Source organism: Ureaplasma urealyticum serovar 8 str. ATCC 27618, from assembly GCF_000169535.1.
GTDB classification, from domain to species: domain Bacteria; phylum Bacillota_I; class Bacilli_A; order Mycoplasmatales; family Mycoplasmoidaceae; genus Ureaplasma; species Ureaplasma urealyticum.
Window position 1 is genome coordinate 62,265 of sequence record NZ_AAYN02000002.1, and the last position, 23,627, is coordinate 85,891.

Sequence of the window (23,627 nt, forward strand, 5' to 3'; positions counted from 1 at the left end):
TTAACTTTTATATTGAATTAGAAAATTATATGATGAATACAAAAACATTTACTTCCGTTAATAGAGTAATTTATGATGATAACTATTCGCTAAAGCAACAACAAAAAAGTAGCTTTATCAATCAATTTTTAAAAGGATTGTTATCTGCTATTACTTTATTATTCTTTATTTTACTTTTAATCTTTGCTGAAAACACGTTGTTTGGTTTAGGTTTTGGTGATGAGAATAAATCAATGATGATTTCAAAATCGCTAAATGCTTTTTTTGATTTACACAGCCCTAAATATTTACAACTTAACTTTTTAATTGTATTTCGCTTTTTTATTTTAAGTTTTACACTGTTTTATGCCTTAATCAAAAATTTCACAAATCTTTATTGGCATCGAGTAACCATTAAAAAATACTTACCATGATTCGTTTTATATTTAGTAATTGCAACAATTAGTTTCTTACTATTTTTTACTTTTTTTAGTGTTTGACCAAAAGAAGTTTTTAATTTAGTATTTTTACTATTAGTGTTATTTTTATTAAATTTAAGTTATGAAATATTTAATTATTTTATTTCTAAAAAAACTAACCCTTTATTATACGGTAATTATAAAAATTTAATTATTACCATGGTTTTTCAAGCGTTATTACTATTATTTGTAATAATTACCCCCTTTGTATGAATTAATACAGGTAAAAGTCCTAACTTTTTATTTGTTGATAATCGTTTCTACACACGCATAGTTGATATCTTCACTGTTCAATCAGGTAAAAATTTTATTATTTTAATTGCTTTCTTCTTCTTTTTAATTACATTTATTGTTTTAGCAAATACTAATTTTTTCGCTTTAGTAATTAATAAACGTTACGATCGTAATTATGTTAAGAATAATTTATGATTTATTTTACTTTTATTTAGTGCTATATTTATTTGATTATTAAGAGTTTTTGCATATAAGCACGAAAATGAAAATCTACCGATTGGTAACAACCATTTATTATGAGTTTATATTTTACAAAGTTTTTTTGCAATAATCATATTAATACTATATATGGTATTCACTTTAAAAAAACGCTTAAGCGCAAAGAGTAGTTTAAATACTTTATTAAATTTAGTAGTCACTCAAACAATTCTAAGTTTAAGCTTGTTTTTAGTAACATTATTTAATTCTAAGAGTGTGGTTTCTTTAATTAATGTTTTTATTACAATTACTGTACAAATGAGTGTATTTGGAATCTACATATTTCAAAATAAAAACATTTCAACTAAATTATTGGTGCTATTAAAGGTTATTATGATTTTAATTATTTTAACCGCAGCAATTGTAGGTTTTGATTATTTATTAACATCTGATCATCATAATAACTATTTATTCTCAAACATTCAACCGAAAATGAATTTAGTACAAATCATGTTGTTATTAAATTTTAGTTTGAGTTTTACTTTAATTAGTTATTTAACAATTAAATTTACAATGGTAATTTTTAAAATCAATAAGCTAAATAAGGAGTTAAACAATGAAAAAAAATAGATCTAATCTGACACCTACAACAAATTATTTTGATGTATTTAATACTTATAAAGAAAAAAAAGCAAGTGTTGATTTAATTACATATGAAGAATTAATGGCATCAGTTTTATTTGATAATAAATTAGGTTTTGAATCAGAGGTTTATTTAGATTTTGTTAAAAAATTTACATTAGCTTTTGAAAAAAAACTAGATATTTGATTTGAAAATTTTATTATTAATTTCAATTTAAATTTAAAATTTTCAACAACTATTATGATTCCAATATTAGTAACTAAAGCTAATTCTACAACTGATGCAATTAATTTTAGAAATGATCAAAATCCTGTTTATAATAATTTTTTAATTTCATATAACCAAAAAATTAAAAAATTATTACTTCAAAATCATCCTGTTCAAATTCTCCCTCATTTAATTTTATTTAAATCAAATCTTAATGGTAGTTTAGTGCTCGTATTTAGTGAAAAAATTATCGCTTCAATTGAACAAAAATCAGGAAATTAAGTATGCAATTAAAAGATTTAATTAATAAAAAAAAGAATTTAAATAATATTAATTTAAAAGTGAGTAACGAACGTAATATTTTTTTAATTAATATTATGAAACTAAATCAGCGATTAACTTTTTTTAGTAAAAATGCTTTTGAAATAAAAGAATCAATTCTAAGTTTAAAGCGTATTTATAATATTAAACATGATATGTTAAGACATGAGGAACGAAAGGTTTTTAAGTTTTTAAATAAAATTAATGATCGTGTTTTATGGATTTATTTAACTGAAGAGCAAAAATATAGCACTGATTCATATTCGCGTTATGAACAAAAAATCTTAGAAACGATTAAATCAAATCGTGATGATTTTATTTTGATCGGTCAAGGAGCAATTGAATTTGGTAAGAATCATAATTTAAATATTCTCCAAACATTTAATGACTCTAATATTAAAAATTTAACTACACAATTAACTAAAATGATTATGATTTTATATACTTTTGATAATTATAAAAAAGTTAATTTTGTTATTAATTCTAATAAAAACTATGATGGACACTTTACTATATTGCCAATGAATGAATTTAGTTTTGATAAATTTATTAATTTAGAAAAATGTGATTCTAATATTATTGATTTTCAAAAAGTAAAAATTTATCCAAATTTAAATGAATTTATTAATGTCCAAATTAATGTTTTCTTAGTTAATATTATTAATACTTTAATTACTGAATCATCTTTTTATAAAACAAAAAATGGACTAGTAGCTACTAATAATATCCTAAAAGAACTAGATGATAACCTTTCAAAAATTCAACGTAAAATTACACGTGTAAAGACAGAGTTGCAAATTGAAGAAATAAATTTATTAGCAAGACAAAATATGAATGAAGATGATAATGATAACGATGGTGGTGTTTATGAATCATAATTATAATATTCAAATTACATTACTTGAAAACAAAAAGTTTAATATTGATAATGGTTTATTATATGTAAATGTTAATGAAGAAAATACATGACAAAAAATTGAAAACAACACCGTTTTAGCCTATGAAACAATCTTATTAAAAATAGTTGATGATGATTATAAAAAAACTTTTTATTTATTTTTAAAAAACACACATATTTCTGTTTTAAATAACATCGTTAAAATTCAAGCATTAAATGATTTACATTTTTTTATTAAAGATGGATTAAACAAAAAAAATAATCATAAAAAAGAGTTGGTAGATAAATATAAAAATATTACTAATAATATTTTAGAACTTGAAGCTAAACAACAATTAGGATTAACTCTAAGTGAATTTTTAGATCTTGATAATCTAAAACAAGAACAATATATAACTAATATGCAAATTAGATTAAATTTAGTGGAGTATAAAAAAGATGAGAAATAAATTGAAAATAAAATTAAAATTTTTAGCTTCACTAGCAACAATACCAATTGTAGCTTCACCATTAATTTTTTCTGTTGCAGCTAATGAGGATGGTAAACAAGAAAACAATAATGGTAATAATCAAGATCCTAATCAACAAAAAAAACCAAAAATTCCTAAAAACGATCCTAATTTTAATATTTTTAAAACTGTTGCTGATAAAACTGTTAAAGATAGTTTAGAAAAAGGAATTAATGCTGCTATTGTTTATGTAAAATCACGTCAAGAAGAAATTTTAGAAAATAAAGAAATTGAGTTTAAGAAAAAAATTCAACAACTAATTTATTTAAAAAATCTGCAGTCATATCTTGAGAAAAATAAAGAAAACATCTTAAAAAATTCTAATGATTATGGTTTTTATTTAAATACTCCTCAAATTTTAGGAACTCTTAAAAATTATGATATTAAAGATATTGAGTTTAATGGAGAAATATATAAACAAATTAAAGTTGGTAAAACTGATCCTTTAAATTATCAAAAAGCCATTGCTCCAAAAGGAAAAATTAGTGATGTACAAAGTGATCAAATTAATGATGTTGAAGAAACAAAATACAAAGATACTTTAAAAAAATATGAATCTGAATTTTTAAAAGAAATTAATAAATTAATTTATGATGAAAATGATGTTCCACAAATTAATAAAGATGTTGAGTTAACACGTGATGAAAAAGGACAATTTAATACAACTTTACCTAAGGGTTATAATGATTGAAATGCTTATTTTATTTCTAAAATAAAAGATCGTGTTACAGCATTTGATTTAAAACAAAATCAACAAACAAACGAAGATAAACAAGAAGAACAGCCAAATGAGCAAAAAGATCCCGATACACCACCACCATTACCACCACCATTAGTAGAAGGTGATCACAACGAAATAGATCTTCCCCCAGCACAAGCCAACGCTATTGTTTCTTCTTTACCGCTATTATTACCTTATATTAGTCCTATATATTCAAATGAATCATTAAGTGAATTAAAATCAAAATTTGATAGTTTAAAACCAGAACTTAAACAAACATTATTTTACTTTAATAACCCAATTAACACACGTTATCTTTATAGTGTATTAGACTTTGGCGTTAATGGTAGTAGTATGATTAATATTAAAGTTAAAATTATTGATCAAGTTAATCCTAAACTACAACGTACATATATTATTAATAAATATGATCCAATTTTAGATCTTAGTCTTAATAGTCTGAAATTAAATGAAGTTAATGCTATTAAACAAATTTTTGTTAACTTGTATAAACATTTAGGATTAGATGAGAAAATTGATTATAAGAAATTACGTAACTTTTATATTAGAAATGCTTTATTTACAATGATTGAGGCTGCTCAAAAACTTATTTTGCGATTCAATCAAATTGATAAAGATAATAAAGTTATTGGACAAAAAACTTTTACAACATTACAAAATGAGTATTTAGAAAAATATAAACAAAAATTTGTAAACAATGCTGATAATGAAAGATTATTAAATGAGTTTAGTAATTTAACAAAAGAAAATTTCTTTCGTTATTTAAACAACACTTTAATTAATAATGATTATTACTGATATCAACTAGTTGGTGCTTATAAACAAGTTAGCTTACAGTTTAGTGAAGTTCTTCGATTAAATAAAGATAAAATTAAAGCTAATATTGCAAGTATTAAAGGTGATGAAAACACTATTGCAAATTTGTATAAATTAAATAACCAATTAATTTATCAATTATCTGCGATTGTTGCACAACGTAGTTTTAATTCTCAACAATGATATCAGTCATATTTAAATGTTTTACAACCGATTAAAGAAAATTTTGATTTAATGTCTATATTAACAAATCAAACCGATATTAAAACAAATAAGGACAAAGCTAAGGATTTTAAAAATGCATATGATAGTGCTTTAAAATCTCTTGAAAGACAAAAACAAGTAAATAAACAAATTCGTCGTAAGATTGGAATTGCGTTTATAGTAATTAGCTTACTAGTTTTAATAATTAATTTAATTATTTATGGATTGATTAAAAAACTAAAAAATAAAAAAGTTATTCTAATTATTAATAGCGTGATAATGGTGTTGACAATCATTGTTTTAATAATGGGAATTATTCTAATAATTTAGAAAGGAAATAGAAAAATGCAAAACACTAAGGCAAACCCTCGTATTAAATCGATTTTTAACTATATTGTAACTGTTAGTGGAATCTATGATTATCAACATCATCAAATATTTGTTTTAAAAAATGATCCAACAGTAAAATTATTTGTTATTTCAGCAAAAGAAGATGTTGCTTATTTATTAATTAGTAATGAACATGCTAATATTAATATCGGCGATGAAATCATTGAAACAAATCGTGAAGAAAATGTTGTTACTGATTTAAATTATTTTGGGAAGATTATAGATATTAATAATAATTTTATTTGACCAAAACCACTTAATAATCTTCCATCAGCAAAAATTGCTCAAACTAATCCTGCATTTGGTTTAGCTCATAATTTAATGACAGTGAAAACTTTAAATGAACAATTAAATACTGGAATTGTAGCAATTGATTTATTAATTCCGATTGGCAAAGGACAAAGGGAATTGATTATTGGTGATCGTCAAACTGGAAAAACGCATATTGCTTTAAATACTATTATTAATCAAAGCCGTGCTGGCACAAAATGTATTTATGTAGCAATTGGTCAAAAACGTGAATCATTGACTACCGTTTATGAAACTTTAAAGGCTCATGACGCATTAAAAAACACAATTATTATCGATGCTCCTTTAACAGCATATGAACAATATTTAGCGCCATATATTGGAATGGCTCATGCTGAAAACTTATCTTATCAGCACGATGTGTTAATTGTATTTGATGATCTAACAAAACACGCTAATATTATTCGTGAAATGGCTTTATTAACAAATAAACCAGTTGGTAAAGAAGCAATGCCTTCAGATGTATTCTTCTCACATTCATCATTACTTGAACGTGCTGGTTCATTCAAAAATCGTAAAACAATTACTGCTTTACCAATTTTGCAGACAGTTGATGGAGATATTACTTCATTAATCTCTTCAAATATCATTTCTATTACTGATGGGCAAATTGTGACTTCAACTGATTTATTTGCTGCTGGTAAAGTTCCTGCTATTAATATTGATTTGTCTGTTTCAAGAACAGGTTCAAGTGTACAATCAAGAATGATTACTAAAGTAGCAGGTGAAATTAATAAAATTTTTAGACAATACAAACGTCATTTAAAATTAGCAATGTTAGATTATGAATTTAATAAAGAAACTAGCCTTTTATTACATAAAGGTAAATTAATAGATAAAATGTTTTTACAAAAAGGTTTCTCTTTATTTTCATACCGTTTTATTGTTTTAAGTACTAAGCTAATTGCTTGAGGCATTTTAAAAGGTGTTAAAGATGAACAAAAAGCATTTATGTTGTTAGATTATGCGATTAATAATTATGAAGATGCTCAAAAAGCATTCAATACTATTTCAACAACTCAAAATTATGATGATAAAATTATGAAAAACTACTTTGCTTTCATCCTAAAACAATACTCTGATTACTTAAATTTAAATTGAGAAGTTGAATTAGAACATAGTTTTATTCCTTTACAAAATGAGTTTTTAATGAATGTAGCAAAATTTTTAGGAGATAAATAATGAATAACGGCCGAGTTATAAAAATCTGATCAGATATTGTTGAAGTAGAATTTAAAAATGAATTACCTGCTTTAAATCATTTATTAACAACACATGATGGCAATACTTTCTTATTAGTAAAACGATTGGTTGATGCAACACATGCAAGAGCGATTGTTGTTTATGCATCAAAAGAATTAGCAATTAATGATGTTATTGTTAATACAAACAAAAGTTTTATGGTCCCAGTTGGAAATGATGCTAAAAATAACATTTACAACTTTTGAGGTAATCCTTTACTAAAAACTGATAAAAAACCACAATATGTAGAAATGAATTCAACAATTTTAAACGAACGTTATGTTGATAAAAGTGTTGAAATTGTTGAAACAGGAATTAAAGCAATCGATTTCTTTATGCCAATTCTAAAAGGATATAAATTAGGAATCTTTGGTGGTGCTGGGGTTGGTAAAACTGTTTTAATGAAAGAAATTATTTTTAACTTAAACAGACACAAACAAGCTAATTCAAATATTTTTATTGGTTCTGGTGAACGTTCACGTGAAGCAATCGAATTATATGATGAATTAAATGCTTCTAATCTAATGCCTAACTCAGTGATGTTCATTTCAAAAATGAACGAAGCTCCTGGAGCACGTAGTTCAATTGTGCCAATTGGAATTACAGCTGCTGAATATTTACGTGATCAAAATAAAGAAAACGTTTTATTATTCATTGATAATATTTATCGTTTTATTCAAGCTGAAAATGAAGTTTCAACAGCGTTAGGTAAAAAACCATCAGTTGGGGGTTATCAATCAACATTAGAAAGTGATGTTACTCACGTTCAAAATCGTTTATTTAAAAATAAAAATGGTTCAATCACTTCATTCCAAACTATTTTCTTACCAATGGATGATTTAAGTGATCCATCAGCTGTTGCTGTATTTAATCACTTAGATGGTAAATTAGTACTATCACGTACTCAAGCTGCTAAAAACATTTTCCCAGCATTTGATCCACTTGCTAGTTCAACAAACGCTATTGATCCTAAAATTATTGGTCAACGTCATTATGATGCAATTATTGAAACAAAAAAAGTTTTAAAAGCATATAAAGATTTAGAAGATGTAATCTTAATTTTAGGTTTTGATGAATTAGATGCTGAAAGCAAAATCATCGTTAAAAAAGCTTTACAATTAGAAATGTTCTTTACGCAAAACTTCTTTATGACAGAACACTTTACCAAAGCGCCTGGTCAATTTGTGCCATTAAAAGAAACTGTTGAAAGTGTTATTCGTATCTTAGAAGGTAAATATCTAAAACAAAATCCAGAAAGCTTTGCTTACATTGGATCTAATAAAGACATTCCACAAGATAATTAATGTAATTATTTATACTTAAACAATTATAAAAGTCCTTAGTTTTTAATTATTGAGCTAAGGGCTTTTGTTTTTTATATTAAAATATATCAATTGTTATCAAACTATTTTTGACACAATTTAAAACGTTTATTATTCTTAATTAAGGAAGTTTAAAATATGAGAAAAAATAAAAAATTAATTCTAAAATCTTTGTTTTTAGCATTAGCTACAATTAGTGTAATTATTCCAATCGTCACTAGTTGTTCAAGACAAACAAATATTGAATCTAATACAAAATTAAAACCATTATTAGCAAGTAATGGTAATATTGACCAACATTATTTAAGTGATTTTTATTTTATTGATACTTATGGTATGAATACATTAGATAATTCATTACTTAATAAATACAAATGAACTAATCTAAAAATTAATCATCAACAATCAAAACCCCAACTAACAAAACAAATTCACGATTGAACTAATTATGCAAAGCAAAATGATTCTCAACGTCAAAAAATTGATCAAGAAATTCAAAATTTAAATCAATATCCAAATTGATTTAACGCTACAACTTCAAAAACATTAAGCAATTTCAATATTGCTAAAAATGAAGCTCTATCAAATTTTGTTTTTAGTACTGATAAGATCAATTATAAAAACTATACACCTTTTAGTGTTGATTTTCAAACAGGTGGTGGAGCATTATTAGGTATTGTAAACAATGATGATACTAACCCAATATTTTATGTTTTAACAAGTAATAAAAATATTGTTAATCATCCTTTTTTAGAAAATCAAGATTACTTATTTAAATTTATGAATCAAGATCAAATATATAGCGGTGTTGGTAAGGTTAAGGTTTATGAATTAGCAAAACAACAAAAGCAAATCCTTAATGGTTTTAGTATTTTAGCTTTTAGTCTTAATACTAAAACCTTAAAACCAATGAATGAACATGCAAATACAAATCCATTTAATACTAGTATGTTACCTTATGTTAATAAATTAGGATTAATTAATCATGTTAATACTAAAATTGATTTAAAAGCAATGCAAAATCAAGATGTTATTATGTATGTTAATGAATTATCTAATTCAACAATTTCATTTGCTAATGCACCTAAAAATAATGATTTTGTTTTAACACCTTCTTCAGTTAATACTATAAACAATAAAGGTGTTGGTTTATATGCATTATTTTATGAAACTAATTTAGTTAATAACCAACCAACTTATGTACTAACCCCAATTTTAATTGGAATACTAGAAGGTAATTCAACTAATCAAAACGATCAAATTAATAATTTAAATTTAGCAATAAATTTTAGTTTATTAAATAATCAATACTTAATCAAATTAATTAATCATGTAAAACAACAAGATGTAAATTTTGCAAAATTATTTAATAATTAATAGCTTAAACAAAAATGCTTAATTAATGCTTCTAGGGCTTAACTAAGTATTTTTTTATTAAATTTGTTTACAAACTAAAATATCTTTTAGTTAAAAAAGTTGTTCAAAACTAATTTTAATTAACTAAAAATATTATAAATATTTATAAAGATTTTTGCTCTTTTTTTATCATAGATTGCTAATATTTTTACATGATATTTGTATATACAAGTTATGGAATTTAAAAGTGGGGTAGTTTATGAAAAAAAGTAAATTTAAAATTATAGGTTTTAGTGTTTTTGGTGTTATTTTAACTAGTGCATTGATTCCTTTTTTAATAACATGTTCAAAACAAAATGATCAAAAAACAAAGATTAATTCTCAAAAACAAAAAACTAATACAGATCTTGAAGCTAAAAGTGTTAATTTTGATTTAAAAAATAATGTTTTTGATAAGGATATATCAAAATTTGTATTAAATTTTAATACTAATAAAGAGAGTAATTTACAGGTCGTAGCCACATTTGATGTTTTTGATAAAAATAATAAATTATTAAAAACTATTAAATCAAATAAGGTTAATTTAGTGAGTAAAAAATTTGTTTTTGATAACTTAGATGAAAATGTTAAATATCAATTAAAACAAATTGATTTTTATGATCCAAAAGATCTTAATAAAGTTATTTATACAAAAAATGATCTAGCATTTAATTTTGAAACAAAAATCGATGATAGTGTTGCAAGAACAGTAGAATTAATCATTATTAATGGATTAAATGGTTTTGTAGATGAACAAGTTATACCAGATTATAGCAAACGAACTTCATACTTAAAAGCACCAGGCTTAATTAGAATATTAAATGAAATTAATAAAATTAAAAAAGAACGTGGTGCTAACAATGTTGCTGTTGTTATGGGTGGTAATAACTATTATGAAAATAATAAATCATCACTAACGAGAGCACAATATACAGCAGCAGCTTTAAAATTCTTAAATCCTATTGCTACTAGTATTGCAAATACTGATTTAAATTGAGGTTATGATTTAGTTGATGAAAAAACTAAACACTTTAAAGAATATATTAAAACTTTATATAACAACGATGGAATTTTATCTGTTAACTCTTATTTAAAAAGTGGCGAACAAACTATTGCAATGGCAAATAATTCAAAAATCATTAATTTTAATGGTTTTAAATTAGGTTTAGTTGGAGCTATGAGTAATTTAGTTAACTTTGGCTCTAATATTAATTTAACAAAAGACATTAAATGATTTAGCAATGAACAAACTGCTAATTTAATTAATGCTGAAGCTAAAAACCTTAAAAATCAAGGGGTACAAAATATTGTTTTATTATCAAGTTTTTTAGCTGATAAATCAAAAGAAAATAATAGTTTAGTCAGTGATCAAAAATCATTTTATAAAGAAGCAGCTCGTATGAGTAAATTATTAGATAGCAATATTAATTTAATGACAGCATCTAATCCTTATAAATCATTTAATATTATTACTAACAACAAAGACAATCAACCTCTAACTGTTGTTCAATCAAAACCAACTAGTGGTTTTGTACGTTATATGATTAGCTTAAATCCTTATAATCGTATTTTAAAAACTGAAACTAAACTAGTTGATAAACTATCAACGAGTGGGGATGAAAAAGGTTATAACTACACAACACATCAAGATTTATTAGATCCTCAAAAAAATCCTGATTTTAACGATAACTTAGTTGCATTAAATAATTTTATTAATAACTATAAAGATCATGAATATGAACAATTAGCACAAAAAATATTAATTAAAAATGATAAAAATGTGGAATTATATTCATCAACATATACATTAAGTTCTTTAGGTGGATTTATAAGTGATATATTAGCAAAATACTATCAAGCGCCTTTTTATAACAAGCAAACACATGCTTTTGAATTCAAACAAACACAAGCTGTTATTTTAGCACCTAATGCTATTCGTTCATTAATCTCTGCAAAACCTATTAAATTAGAAAACTTAAACCAAATTCTACCTTTTAATGACACATTAGTATCAGGAGAAATAAGTGTTAAAGATCTTAAAAAATTCTTAATTAATAGTCATAGAACCCAACATTATAATGAGCCATATCAATTTAGTGATACTTTAAAAGTTGAATACGAAGAACAAGTAAAAACTAATAAACCAAAAAAGAAAACAACAAAAAAACAAAAGCAAACAAGTGATCAAAAATTAGATGATGTTGTTTTAAGTAATCCAAAAACAATTATTAAAATATCTTTAAAAAATGCTGATGGTACATATACAGAATTAAACGATAATCAAAAAATTACAATTTCAGTAATGGATTCAATTCTAAAATATAACAAAGGATTTAAAGAAGCAATCTTAAATAAAACATACGCTGATCAAACTAATATTCGTGATTTACTAAGAGCTTATTTACAAAAAGAAACGCAAATTGATGAAAAATACAATCAAAAAACTTTCTTTAAAAACGATCAACGTTTTATTAATAAAAATCAAGCAAATCCAACAAGTACACCAGTTTATAATCACATTAATGAAAGTATTAATAATAAACAAGCAAATCATTTAAGAATTGGTCATTGAAACGTTTTACATCAAACTGGTTTAAACGATGCTAAAAATTATGCTTTAGCAAAAACAATTTTATTTAATAAATATGACATCATTGGTTTAACTGAAATTTGACCAGCTCAAGGCGATAATCAAGAACAAAATAATTTACCAGTAGCGTCAATTGTTAAATATATGAATCAACTAAGTGGATCAAATGATTATGATTTTGTAATTAGTGATAATCTTAAGGGTGATGAAAACGATAAATTAGCAACTAATAATCATACAAGTACTGAACGAATAGGTATTATTTACAACAAAAAGAAAGCTAATCCAATAGCGTTTGCAGACAATAAAATTGGTCATGTTTACTCAAATCCATTAGAAGATGGTAAATACGAAAAACAACAAACTAATTATTCACGTCCACCGTATGCAATTAAATTTGCTTCAGTTGGGGAAATTAAAAATGATTTTACACTAGTGTTTGCACACCTTGATAGTCCTGGAACTTATCCATCAGAAACAAAATATCAAAAGAAGGAACATTTACTAAAACGTACAGAATTAGTTAAAGAAAAAGCAATCTCATCAAACCAAATGATTAATAAATACGAACAAGGAAGTCGTGAAGTTGATGATGCTGAACGATTAGTTAAAGTTATGGAAGAAATTAAAAAAATCGATAACAATAAAGATGATGATTATTTCTTCATGGGTGATACTAATATTCGTTTACATAATCAACAATGAGTATTTAGAACATTCATTCAAAATGGTTATAGTAGTGTTTTTGCAGACAACGATTTATTTAAATCATCATTGAGTGGAAATCCTGGAGAATTTGCTAATTCATACGATAAAATCTTTTCGCAAGTTAATGGATTAACAATTTCTAATCCAAGTATTTATGATTTATGAAATGCATATGAAGATCAAATTGTTGATCAAGTATGATTAAAAAAAGTACGTGCACTAAACCCGCATGAATTCCATGATAAACTATTTTATATTCGAAACGATATTTCAGATCATGCGCCTACATATTTTGATTTAGGTTTAAATAAAGACGATTCTAAATAAAATTAATGACCACTAGTTTAACAAACTAGGGGTTATTTTTTTACTAAATGTTATAATAATACGTATTGATTATCAAGGAATAAAAATATGGCATTAACAATTGTTTTAATCTTGTTTAGCGTTTTAGCTTTAGTAATAGGATTATTATTATCAAGAACATCACCATCTGGTGGTTTATCAAGTTTAAATGGGCAAGATTTAGAAATTTTTAAGAAAACAAAAGACCGTGGCTGAATTAAAGGGCTACAAGTTTTAATGTTCTTATTAACAATTGTCATGATTTTAATAATAATTTTTTATAGAGTGAGCTAGATGAGTGATTTAACGAAACAAACTATTATCGAAATAATTTCTAAAGAAGAGCGACCTATTCCAGCTGCGATTCTTGCTAAAAAAGTGTTAGAAAAAACACCAACATTAAATAAAACAAATATTTATAAACTAATTGATTTATTAATTGAAGAAAACACTATTAAAAGATTAGAAAATAACCGTTTAGTTCTTGGTTATTTAGATTATGAATTTGATCATGAAATAAAACAAGGTACAATTACAATCAATTCAAAGGGTGATGGCTTCATTAAAGAAGATGGCACTGAAATTGAATATTATGTTAACAAAAAATATTTAAATGGTGCTTTAAAAAAAGATTTAGTTAAATTTGTAAAACTAAAAAAAGAACCAAAAAACAATCTTGAAGATGCTGCTGTAATTGAAGTTGTTGAACATGCTAAAGATCATTATGTTGGTCAATTCGTTACTCTACCAAATGGTGGTTATTACATTGTCGTTGATGATCCTTTATTTTATTTAAATATAAGTTTAAAAGACACAACTGGCTTAGTTAATGGCCATAAAATTCTTTTTAAAATCATTTCACAAACAACAAAAGACGCAGTTGCTGAACTAGTACATATAATCGGTCATAAAAACGACGTTGGTTCTGATATTTTATCAATCGTTTATGATAATGGAATTGATCCTATTTTTAATCCAGATGTTGTTGATTTAGCTTCTAAATTAGAATTTCATGTTGATGAACATCAAAGTAAAATTCGACGTTCTATAATTGATCGTGAAATTGTTTCAATTGATCCAGTTGGTTCAAAAGATATTGATGATGCAGTTTATGTTAAAAAACTAAATGATAATCGTTATTTTTTAGGTGTTTCAATTGCTGATGTTAGTTTTTATGTTCAGCCAAATACTATTTTAGATGAAGACGCTTTTAAAAGAGGTACATCAACTTATTTAGTTGATCGTGTTATTCCAATGTTGCCTCACAATATATCTAATAATATTTGTTCATTAAATGAAGGTCAATTTCGAATGTGTGTAACATGCGATATGATAATTGATAAAAATGGCAAAATTTGTTGACAAGATGTTTATCCTGCAATCATGAAAAACTATCGTCAAATGTCATATGATGAAGTTAATGATTTTTTTGAAGAAAAATCACGTTTTGAATCAGCAACGTTAACAATGAAAGAAATGTTGCTAGAAGCAAAAGAACTACACCATATTTTAAGAAATAAAAAAATTAAAGATGGTTATGTTGATTTTGATATTAAAGAACCAAAAATAATCTTAAATGAGCAAGGTGTTCCAGTTGATATTAAAATCTATGAACGTAAAACTGCTCAGATGATGATTGAAGATTTTATGATTGCTGCTAATGAAGCTGTGACAATGTTCGCTGAACAACAAATGAGTCAAACACTAAAAGAATTTAATTTAGAAATGCCTTTTATTTATCGTGTACATGACAAACCTTCAATTATTAATTTACAAAAATTTGAAGTTGAAGCTAAAAAATTAAGTTTTAATATTTCACATGATTTTGAAAATATTCAACCTAACACTATTTCTAATTGATTAAAAATGAATGATAATCATGCTAATTTACCACTAATTAGTAAACTATTATTACGTTCAATGGCTAAAGCTTCATATGAAATTATTAATACTGGTCACTTTGGTTTAGCATCAGAAAATTACACACACTTTACTTCACCAATCCGGCGTTACCCTGATTTAATTGTGCATCGTTTATTATGAATGTTTGTTTTTGATCCTCAAAGTTATACAGATAAACAACGAACTGAATTAGTTAATAAATTAAAATTAATTACTGAAGAATCAAATAAAAATGAAGTCATTGCTGTTAAAACAGAACGTGATGTTAACGCTGCTAAGTTTGCAGAATACATGAATTTACATATTGGTAAAGAATTTGTAGGTGTAGTTACTACTGTTTCTAGTTTTGGGCTTTTTGTTGAACTTGAAAATACAATTGAAGGTTTAATTAGAATTAAAAATTTAAAAGATGATTTTTATGATTTTATTCCTGAAAATATGACATTAGTTGGTCAAAAAAGAAATAAAGTCATTACTGTTGGTAATAAAGTGCGTGTTCGTGTTATTGAAGCTAATAAAACAACAAGAAAAATTGATTTTGAATTAGTTGCTCAATAAAATTAAAAAATATGAGTTGAAACTCAACTAAAGATTGATTTTTTAAAAACATTAATACTACTAACTCACAAACTAATTTAAAAGTTAGTGGTGTTTATCTACTCTATATTAACCATAAAAATTTAAATAATCGTATTATTCCTTTTTATGTTGGCAAATCAAATGATATTTATCAACGTTTTATTCAACATAAGAATGCATTAAATAAATTAATCAATTTGTACAACGCTGATTATGATCATCGTAGTTTTTATTTACATTATCACCAAGCAAAACAAAGTGGTAAACACTTGTATTCAAAACTCTTTTATTACTTAAAAGAAAACCAATTATCAATTAATGATTTAAAAGTTATTTGCTTATGGCATGGTGAACAAGCATTATTAGTTGAAAAAGAACGTTATTTTATTGAACAAAGCAAAGCTTATGTTTATGGTTTTAACCAATTACCTTTTATTTCACAAAGTTATGCAGTTTTAAAATTTGAAGAAATGTATCAAAAAACTAACCAAGTTGATTTAAATCAATTACTAATTGATGGAATTAGTGTATTAAATCATTTTGAAACTAGTTGATTAGACTTTGGTTATGGTGTTTTTAATATCCATGAATTTATAAAATTTGGATTATTACAAAAACAAGCTTTTAAACAACGTCAAAGGATTCGTAATCAACATTTTGACTTATCTTTATATAATGAATTTATAAATAAATTTGATGCTTTTTGTGATTTTTGAAAGCAAATTAAATTGAAATATAGTTTTGAATTTTAGTTTAATTTATGTAAAAAATGTTACATTTTTACAAAAAATATTACTTTTTTTGTGATTTAAATTTTTTTAAACTAATAAACTTTACAATTTATCAAAAGAAGAAAGGCTTTTTACTAATATTTTAATAATGATAGTATCAAATAAACATGCGCGTCGAAATTATGAGTTGCTAGAATTTTTTGAGTGTGGAATTGTTTTAAAAGGAACTGAAGTTAAATCAATTTCACGTGCTAATTGTTCAATTAATGAAGCCTATGTGCAAATAGTTAAAAATGAAGCTTTAATTTTAAATATGCACGTTGCTAGTTTTTTTGAAGGTAATAACTTTAATCAAGACCCTTATCGAAATCGTAAATTATTATTGCATAAAAAAGAAATTATTAAGCTTCAACATTTAGTACAAACACAACGAATGACAATTGTACCAACTAAAATTTATTGAAAAAATAATAAATTAAAAGTTGAAATTGCCTTGGCAAAAGGAAAACAACTTCATGATAAACGTGAAGATTTAAAAAAAAGAGACTTAGCGCGAGAATCGCGCTTATTTTAATATTAAAGGGAGGATTTAAATGAAAAGTGCTTGAAAAGTTTTACTTGGAAAACATAAATTATTGTTTTCTTTTATTTTGTTATTAAATTTAATCCAAGTTTTATTAGTAATTGGTTCACCCCTTTTATTATCAATTCTTAATAATGGAACTTATGCATCAACAACTGCTGACGCTTTCATTTATGGTGGTATTTTAATTGCTATGGCGATTGGTTGAGCGATATTTTCGATTTTTACAAACTATGTTTCAACAATTTTTCAAACAATTGTTGAGAGTCGTTTGCAAATGAAAATTTTTGAAAAAACAATGTTTTTAACTTATGCTGACAAACAAAAATTTAGCCAATCTATTTTATTAACAACTTCTGTAAAAGACGTTGAAGAACTTTCAAAAACAATTATTTTTTTAACAAGACCAGTGATTATGGGAATTTTTTATTTCATTGGTGCGATCGCATTATTATTTGTTATTAGTGGTAATTTATGACAAGTACCACTGACTGTTGTTCTAATGGCATTATCAACAATTGTTGTTTTTATAGTTGTTTCAAAATTTAATGCTAAAAACTGAAATAAAATGCGTAATGCTAACGATGAATTAGCAAAAACATCATTAGAAAATGTTAATGGTGTAAAAGTCATTCGTTCATTTTTATTAGATGCATTTTTTTTAACAAAATTAGATTTTAAATGAAAAGATAATGTTTCTAAATCAATTATTGCCAATCGAGTTAGCAAGGTAAGTATTGCTATTGTTATCTTTATTATTTATATTATTACCCCTGTTGTTTTAATTATTGGAATTTGTACTAATTCTATGAAAGCAACAAACATTTTATCAATTATGCAATCAACTAACTTGTTAGTTTTAGGAATTGCTATGATTGGGTTTGGTAGTGAACAATATTTTAGAGCTACAGTAAGTATTAAAAGAATTAATGATTTAATCTATTACAAAAACAAAATTACTTACAAAGGTACTAAAGAAATTGTTAATAATAATATTGAATTTAGAAATGTAAGTTTTAGATATGAAAATTCTAAAAAATGAGTTTTAAAAAATGTTTCTTTTTCAATTAAAGATACTGATCGTGTAGGGATTATTGGAACTACAGGAGCTGGTAAATCAACATTGCTTAAATTATTAATGCACCAATTAGAACCAACTAGTGGCGGAATTTTTGTTGATAATATTGCTTTAAAAGAAATTAAAAAAACTAGCTTACAACATGCTTTTAGTGTAAACGAACAAGTTCCTTCCCTTTTCTATGGTACGATTCGTGAAAACATATTATTTGGTTTAAAAAATATTAGTGATGATCAAATTGATCAAGCAATTACAATTGCTCAAGCTAAAGATTTTATTGAAACTAAAGAAGATAAATTAGAATCTATGGTAGCACAAAGAGCTCAAAACCTATCAGGTGGTCAAAAACAACGTTTAGCAATGTCAAGAGCATTGCTACGTGATGCTAGAACTTTAATTTTAGATGATTCAACTAGTGCATTAGATATGATTACTGAGAAAAAATTCTTAACAGCTTTAAAACAACAAACTAAGTTTAAAAACTCAATTATTATTGCCCAAAGAATTAGTAATATTTTAGATTGTGACAAGATTATTGTAATGGATAAAGGAAAAATTGTTGGTATTGGCGATAATGACACATTACTTAAAACTTGTGCAATTTATAAAGATATTTATCAACAACAAATAAATGGAGGTTCAAAACATGAATCAACAGTCTCAAACAATTAAGCCTGTAAGTAAACTTCATTTAATTTATTATTATTTCAAAGATTTTAAAAAATCATTTATTGGTTTATCAATTGCTATTGTTCTTTGATTAGCAGCAACTATTGCTGCAACCTTTTTATTACAAGAAACTGTTGATAAGTACGCTGTTGCTAATGGTGTTGTTGATACAGTAGTTAAAATGTGTGGTGGATTAATAGGAATTTATTTCTTGTCATTTATTTTCTTATTAATTATGAATGAATTTGCCATTCGTATATCTTTTAAAATTGAATCACATTTATCAATGATGGTAATTAATCGCATTCGTTACTTGCCAATGAAATATTTTGATGTTAATAAAAGTGGTGAAATTTTTACTAAAACATTAAGCGATCCAACAAGTGTTCAAGATGGAATTGTTAATTTTTATATTGAATTAAATAAAACTTTTTTTGGTGCTCTTGGCTTTGGAATTGCTTTATTAGTAACAAGTCCTTATATCGCTTTAATTGGTATTGCTATTTACACTTTAGTAATGTTATTTAATATTTTAATCTTTAAAAAATCACGTCAATTAATGCGTAAAAAACGTCAAGACTTTGGTGAAATGAATGGTTATATTGAAGAAATGATTCATGGTCAAAATGTTGTTGCTAATTTTGATGAACAAGCTTACTTTGTTAAAAAATTAGATAACATGATTAAAAATTTATATAAAAATTGAGTTAAAGCTCAATATAGTTCACAAATTATTTTTCCATGAAGTATTTTTTCAATGCGATTAATGAACGCTGTTTTAATCGTATCTTATTTATTAATTTCTATTAAAGGAATTCATTTACCAGGAATTGTAAGTAATATTGATCCAGTAACAAACATGATTTCTTTTGGAGGATTAGTAAGTATTTCATTATTTGGTAATTTCTTCTGTGATAACTTTAGTCAATTGTCAAACGCTATTCCTATCTTCATTATTGCAAGAACATCACTTGCTAAAATTGATGAAATTGTTAAAACACCAAACGAAATTGATTGAGATGAAAAATTAGTAATTGATGATTCACAAGGTATTGAGGTGCGTTTTGAAAATGTTAACTTTAATTATTCAAAAAATAAACCTACTTTAAAAAATATTAACTTTGTTGCTAAGAAAAACCAAAAAATTGCTATTATCGGACCAACAGGTGCTGGAAAAACAACAATTACAAACTTAATCAACAAATTCTATGATATTAATAGTGGTCATATCTATTTTAATGATGTAGATATTACAAATAAATCACGAGCAAGTGTTCGTGAGCATATTTCGATTGTTTTACAAGATCCTTTCTTATTTAGTGAAAGTATTTATGAAAACATTAAAAAAGGTAAAATGAATGCTACAAAAGAAGAGATTGTAGAAGCTGCTAAAAAAGCGCAAGCCCATGAATTAATTCTTTCATTTGAAAAAGATTATGGCACAGTTATTAGTGAAAAACAAAGTTTATCACAAGGTCAAAAACAATTAATAACAATTGCACGTGCAATTGTTTCTGATGCTAAAATCATTATTTTAGATGAAGCTACAAGTTCAGTTGATACTCAAACTGAACATAAATTACAATTAGCAATTAATAACTTATTAAAAGGTCGAACCTCATTTGTTGTTGCTCATAGATTATCAACAATTATTAATTCTGATTTAATTCTTGTAGTTAAAGATGGCGAAATTATTGCCCAAGGTAATCATGATTATTTAATTAAAAATTCTTCTTTCTACCAAGATCTTTACTATACAAATTTTGCTGAGTAGTAATAATAGTGTAATATTATAAAGGTGGTTAAAAAACACACATTTATAATATTTTTTTAATAATTAGGAGAATTTATGACATCATTAGAAATAACGACATTGGTAATTAGTCTTCTTTCATTAATTGCTACATTGTCGATTTCTTTTAATATTTATTTTATTGAATTAAGAAAACAACGTGAACGTAAAATTGAACGTTTACAACAAGAAGCAAAACAATTTATTATTCATAACTTAGATGAAAAAGATTATATTGCTTTATGTCAATTTATTTATAAACTATACAAACATGATAAGCACACAAGAAAAATTCATCGTGAATTTGTATTACTAAATGAACCTGTTCAAAAAGAGGTCTTTAAACAATTAGAGATTACAAATATTGTTGATTTTAAAGATAATGAATGAATCAACAAAAAGTTTAATACGTTAAAAGAAATTGTTAACGACTATCAATTAGGTAATTGAGATGATTATAAATTTTATGAACATTTCAATCTTGCTTATTCGATGTTTAGAGATCAAAAATATGATGAGATTCTTGAAGAATTAAAACAAGATCAATTTGGTGGTAAAAATTTATCATTCCATGAATATTTAAATGAATATACGCATCGTAGCAAAGAAAGTAATATGCTTGCGCCAATTGATTATTTTATTGAACAAAATAATCTAAAAGAAGTTTTTGATCGTAAAAAACATGCAACTTACAAACTTTATTTACTTGATTTAATTTTAAATGAATTGTGTCGTTCAATGATTAATGATCATCGTATCAATAGTGAATTTAAGCATTTTGATTGCGAAGTTGTTTATGTTGAAGATTTATATTTAAAAGTCTTATATAAACTTTATTTTCAATTGAACTAATACTTTAGTTTAATTATGATTATTGAATTTATGCGATAATAAGAGATAGTGTATTTAGTACTGGGTGATAATTATTTATGGAAAGAAAATTTAGTGATCAAGAATTAATTCGTCGAAATCATTTGCAAGAATTAAAAGACCAAAACAAAAATCCATTCTTAGCAACAAAAGTTGAAAGAAGTATGTCTTTAAAAGACTTTGCTGAAGAATATAAAAACTTTAGTAAAGAAGAATTACATAATATGGATTTAAAAAAAGTAACGCTTGCTGGTCGTTTAATTGGTGTGCGTCAAACTTTTGGAATTATTCAAGATTTTTCAACAAAATTGCAAATCTATATTGATAAAAAAAATGTTGATCCAGAAGTTTTTTCAACTTTTAAATCATTAGACATTGGTGATATTGTCGAACTACAAGGTGTAGCAATGAAAACAAATAGCGATGAAATTACTTTAAATGTTACAAACATTAAGTTAGTTGCTAAAAGTTTAAAAGTTCTTCCAGAAAAATATCATGGACTAGTTGATGAAGAAATTAAAGCACGTCAGCGTTATTTAGATTTAATTGTAAATGATGAATCAAAAAACACTTTTATAAAGCGATCATTAATTATTCGTGAAATGCGTAATTGATTAGATAGTCAAGGGTTTTTTGAAGTAGAAACACCTGTTTTACAAGATATTTTAAGTGGTGCTGCAGCACGTCCTTTTATTACACATCACAATACTTTAGATAAACAATATTATTTAAGAATTGCTACTGAAATTGCTTTAAAAAAATGTATTGTTGGTGGATTTGAAAAAGTTTATGAAATAGGTAGAATTTTTAGAAACGAAGGAATGGATAGTACTCATAATCCAGAGTTTACTTCAGTCGAATTATATGTTGCCTATGTTGATTTATGATATATTATGCAATTAACTGAAGATTTAATTCGCCATATTGCTACTAAATTAAAATTATTAAATCCTACTTTTAGAGGATTTAGTGTTGATTTAAATAAACCTTTTAAAAAAGCACATATGGTTGATTTAATTAATGAGCATGTTGGTGTTAATTTCTTTGAAGTTAAAAGTGATGAACAAGCACTTGAATTAGCAAAAAAACATCATGTTAAATTATTAGATCATCAAAAAAACTTTGGTCATATTGTTAATGCTTTCTTTGAAACTTTTGTTGAAGAAAAATTAATTGAACCAACATTTGTTTACGGTCATCCAGTACAAGTATCCCCTCTTACTAAAAAAAATCAAGAAGATCCACGTTTTGTTGATCGTTTCGAATTGTTTATTTGCCAAAAAGAATTTGCTAATGCTTATAGCGAAATTAATGATCCAATCGATCAATATGAACGTTTTGTAGCACAATTAGAAGAAGCTAAATTAGGAAATGATGAAGCTAATGAATTAGATATGGAATTTATCGAAGCATTAGAATATGGTATGCCTCCAACAGGTGGATTGGGAATTGGTGTTGATCGTTTAGTAATGTTGTTAACAAGTAATGATAGTATTCGTAACGTTTTATTATTCCCACACATGAAAGATAAAGCAAAATAGAGTAATAAAAAAGATTGAGCACACTAATTGCTCAATCTTTTGTTTTATAAATAGTAAAATTAAATTTTAATCAATTTAATTACAATAGTGAAATTTCTATTTTATTAATTTCGTAATTGAATTCTCTAATTTTTGATTCTAATGATTTTCTTTTTTGATTTAATTTTTTAATTTTTGATAAAATCTATTAATAAATAAACTAAACCTATTGGTGGAATAAACAAAAATAGCTATTCTCCTCATAAATTCCTCTTTATATTTATCTAATTCAAACTCAAAATCATTAACTTTTTGTTTTAACTCTATTAATTTAGCCTTTTGTTCGTTAATCATATTTAACCTTTAAAAAAT

18 protein-coding genes are annotated in these 23,627 nt (G+C 24.9%); 17 read left to right on the top strand and 1 reads right to left on the bottom strand.

The window, feature by feature from the left end; genetic code table 4:
• Window positions 1-29 precede the first annotated feature (29 nt).
• From UUR8_RS00290 to lysS, 17 genes are all read left to right on the top strand, one after another.
• Window positions 30-1,520, top strand: a complete 1,491-nt coding sequence (locus UUR8_RS00290) for an MSC_0624 family F1-like ATPase-associated membrane protein (RefSeq protein ID WP_004026027.1) — start codon at window positions 30-32, stop codon at window positions 1,518-1,520.
• A complete protein-coding gene (locus UUR8_RS00295; RefSeq protein ID WP_004025766.1) occupies window positions 1,507-2,022 on the top strand; it encodes a DUF2714 domain-containing protein in 516 nt (171 codons plus the stop codon). Before UUR8_RS00290 ends, UUR8_RS00295 begins: the two co-directional genes overlap by 14 nt.
• 2 nt (window positions 2,023-2,024) lie before the next feature.
• Complete coding sequence (locus tag UUR8_RS00300) at window positions 2,025-2,939, top strand: MSC_0622 family F1-like ATPase gamma subunit (RefSeq protein ID WP_004026096.1); 915 nt, start codon at window positions 2,025-2,027, stop codon at window positions 2,937-2,939.
• Window positions 2,929-3,408, top strand: a complete 480-nt coding sequence (locus UUR8_RS00305; RefSeq protein ID WP_004025998.1) for an MSC_0621 family F1-like ATPase epsilon subunit — start codon at window positions 2,929-2,931, stop codon at window positions 3,406-3,408. The genes UUR8_RS00300 and UUR8_RS00305 overlap by 11 nt, the downstream gene beginning before the upstream one ends.
• Window positions 3,398-5,560 carry an MSC_0620 family F1-like ATPase-associated subunit gene (locus tag UUR8_RS00310; protein WP_004026227.1) on the top strand — a complete coding sequence of 721 codons (2,163 nt, stop codon included), beginning with the start codon at window positions 3,398-3,400 and terminating at the stop codon, window positions 5,558-5,560. Before UUR8_RS00305 ends, UUR8_RS00310 begins: the two co-directional genes overlap by 11 nt.
• A 15-nt stretch (window positions 5,561-5,575) precedes the next feature.
• Complete coding sequence (locus UUR8_RS00315) at window positions 5,576-7,111, top strand: MSC_0619 family F1-like ATPase alpha subunit (RefSeq protein WP_004026142.1); 1,536 nt, start codon at window positions 5,576-5,578, stop codon at window positions 7,109-7,111.
• Window positions 7,111-8,475 carry an MSC_0618 family F1-like ATPase beta subunit gene (locus UUR8_RS00320; protein ID WP_004025717.1) on the top strand — a complete coding sequence of 455 codons (1,365 nt, stop codon included), beginning with the start codon at window positions 7,111-7,113 and terminating at the stop codon, window positions 8,473-8,475. The genes UUR8_RS00315 and UUR8_RS00320 overlap by 1 nt, the downstream gene beginning before the upstream one ends.
• A gap of 156 nt (window positions 8,476-8,631) precedes the next feature.
• Window positions 8,632-9,870 (top strand): hypothetical protein, encoded by a 1,239-nt coding sequence (locus tag UUR8_RS00325; protein WP_004025518.1) that lies wholly within the window; start codon window positions 8,632-8,634, stop codon window positions 9,868-9,870.
• A 238-nt stretch (window positions 9,871-10,108) separates the two neighbouring features.
• Window positions 10,109-13,513 (top strand): MnuA family membrane nuclease, encoded by a 3,405-nt coding sequence (locus UUR8_RS00330; RefSeq protein WP_004025578.1) that lies wholly within the window; start codon window positions 10,109-10,111, stop codon window positions 13,511-13,513.
• A gap of 87 nt (window positions 13,514-13,600) precedes the next feature.
• Window positions 13,601-13,825, top strand: coding sequence for a preprotein translocase subunit SecG (secG, locus tag UUR8_RS00335; RefSeq protein WP_004025636.1), 225 nt, complete (start codon window positions 13,601-13,603; stop codon window positions 13,823-13,825).
• Window positions 13,826-15,991 (top strand): ribonuclease R, encoded by a 2,166-nt coding sequence (gene rnr, locus UUR8_RS00340; RefSeq protein ID WP_004026190.1) that lies wholly within the window; start codon window positions 13,826-13,828, stop codon window positions 15,989-15,991.
• Between the two features lie 11 nt (window positions 15,992-16,002).
• Window positions 16,003-16,764: a hypothetical protein gene (locus UUR8_RS00345; RefSeq protein ID WP_004026149.1), complete on the top strand. Its 762-nt coding sequence runs from the start codon at window positions 16,003-16,005 to the stop codon at window positions 16,762-16,764.
• A gap of 127 nt (window positions 16,765-16,891) precedes the next feature.
• The gene (gene smpB, locus UUR8_RS00350) at window positions 16,892-17,317 is read left to right on the top strand and encodes an SsrA-binding protein SmpB (protein WP_004025890.1); all 426 of its coding nucleotides are present in this window, start codon (window positions 16,892-16,894) and stop codon (window positions 17,315-17,317) included.
• 19 nt (window positions 17,318-17,336) lie between these two features.
• Window positions 17,337-19,076 carry an ABC transporter ATP-binding protein gene (locus UUR8_RS00355; RefSeq protein ID WP_004025981.1) on the top strand — a complete coding sequence of 580 codons (1,740 nt, stop codon included), beginning with the start codon at window positions 17,337-17,339 and terminating at the stop codon, window positions 19,074-19,076.
• Window positions 19,051-20,847, top strand: a complete 1,797-nt coding sequence (locus tag UUR8_RS00360) for an ABC transporter ATP-binding protein (RefSeq protein ID WP_004025715.1) — start codon at window positions 19,051-19,053, stop codon at window positions 20,845-20,847. The genes UUR8_RS00355 and UUR8_RS00360 overlap by 26 nt, the downstream gene beginning before the upstream one ends.
• Before the next feature lie 75 nt (window positions 20,848-20,922).
• On the top strand, window positions 20,923-21,717 hold the full coding sequence (locus UUR8_RS00365; protein ID WP_004026218.1) for a hypothetical protein: 795 nt from the start codon (window positions 20,923-20,925) through the stop codon (window positions 21,715-21,717).
• 77 nt (window positions 21,718-21,794) lie between these two features.
• Window positions 21,795-23,276 carry a lysine--tRNA ligase gene (gene lysS, locus UUR8_RS00370; protein WP_004025894.1) on the top strand — a complete coding sequence of 494 codons (1,482 nt, stop codon included), beginning with the start codon at window positions 21,795-21,797 and terminating at the stop codon, window positions 23,274-23,276.
• Between the two features lie 159 nt (window positions 23,277-23,435).
• On the opposite strand, the gene UUR8_RS03555 is transcribed toward lysS, so the two are convergent.
• On the bottom strand, window positions 23,436-23,609 hold the full coding sequence (locus UUR8_RS03555) for a hypothetical protein (protein WP_004025920.1): 174 nt from the start codon (window positions 23,607-23,609) through the stop codon (window positions 23,436-23,438).
• Between the last annotated feature and the right edge of the window lie 18 nt (window positions 23,610-23,627).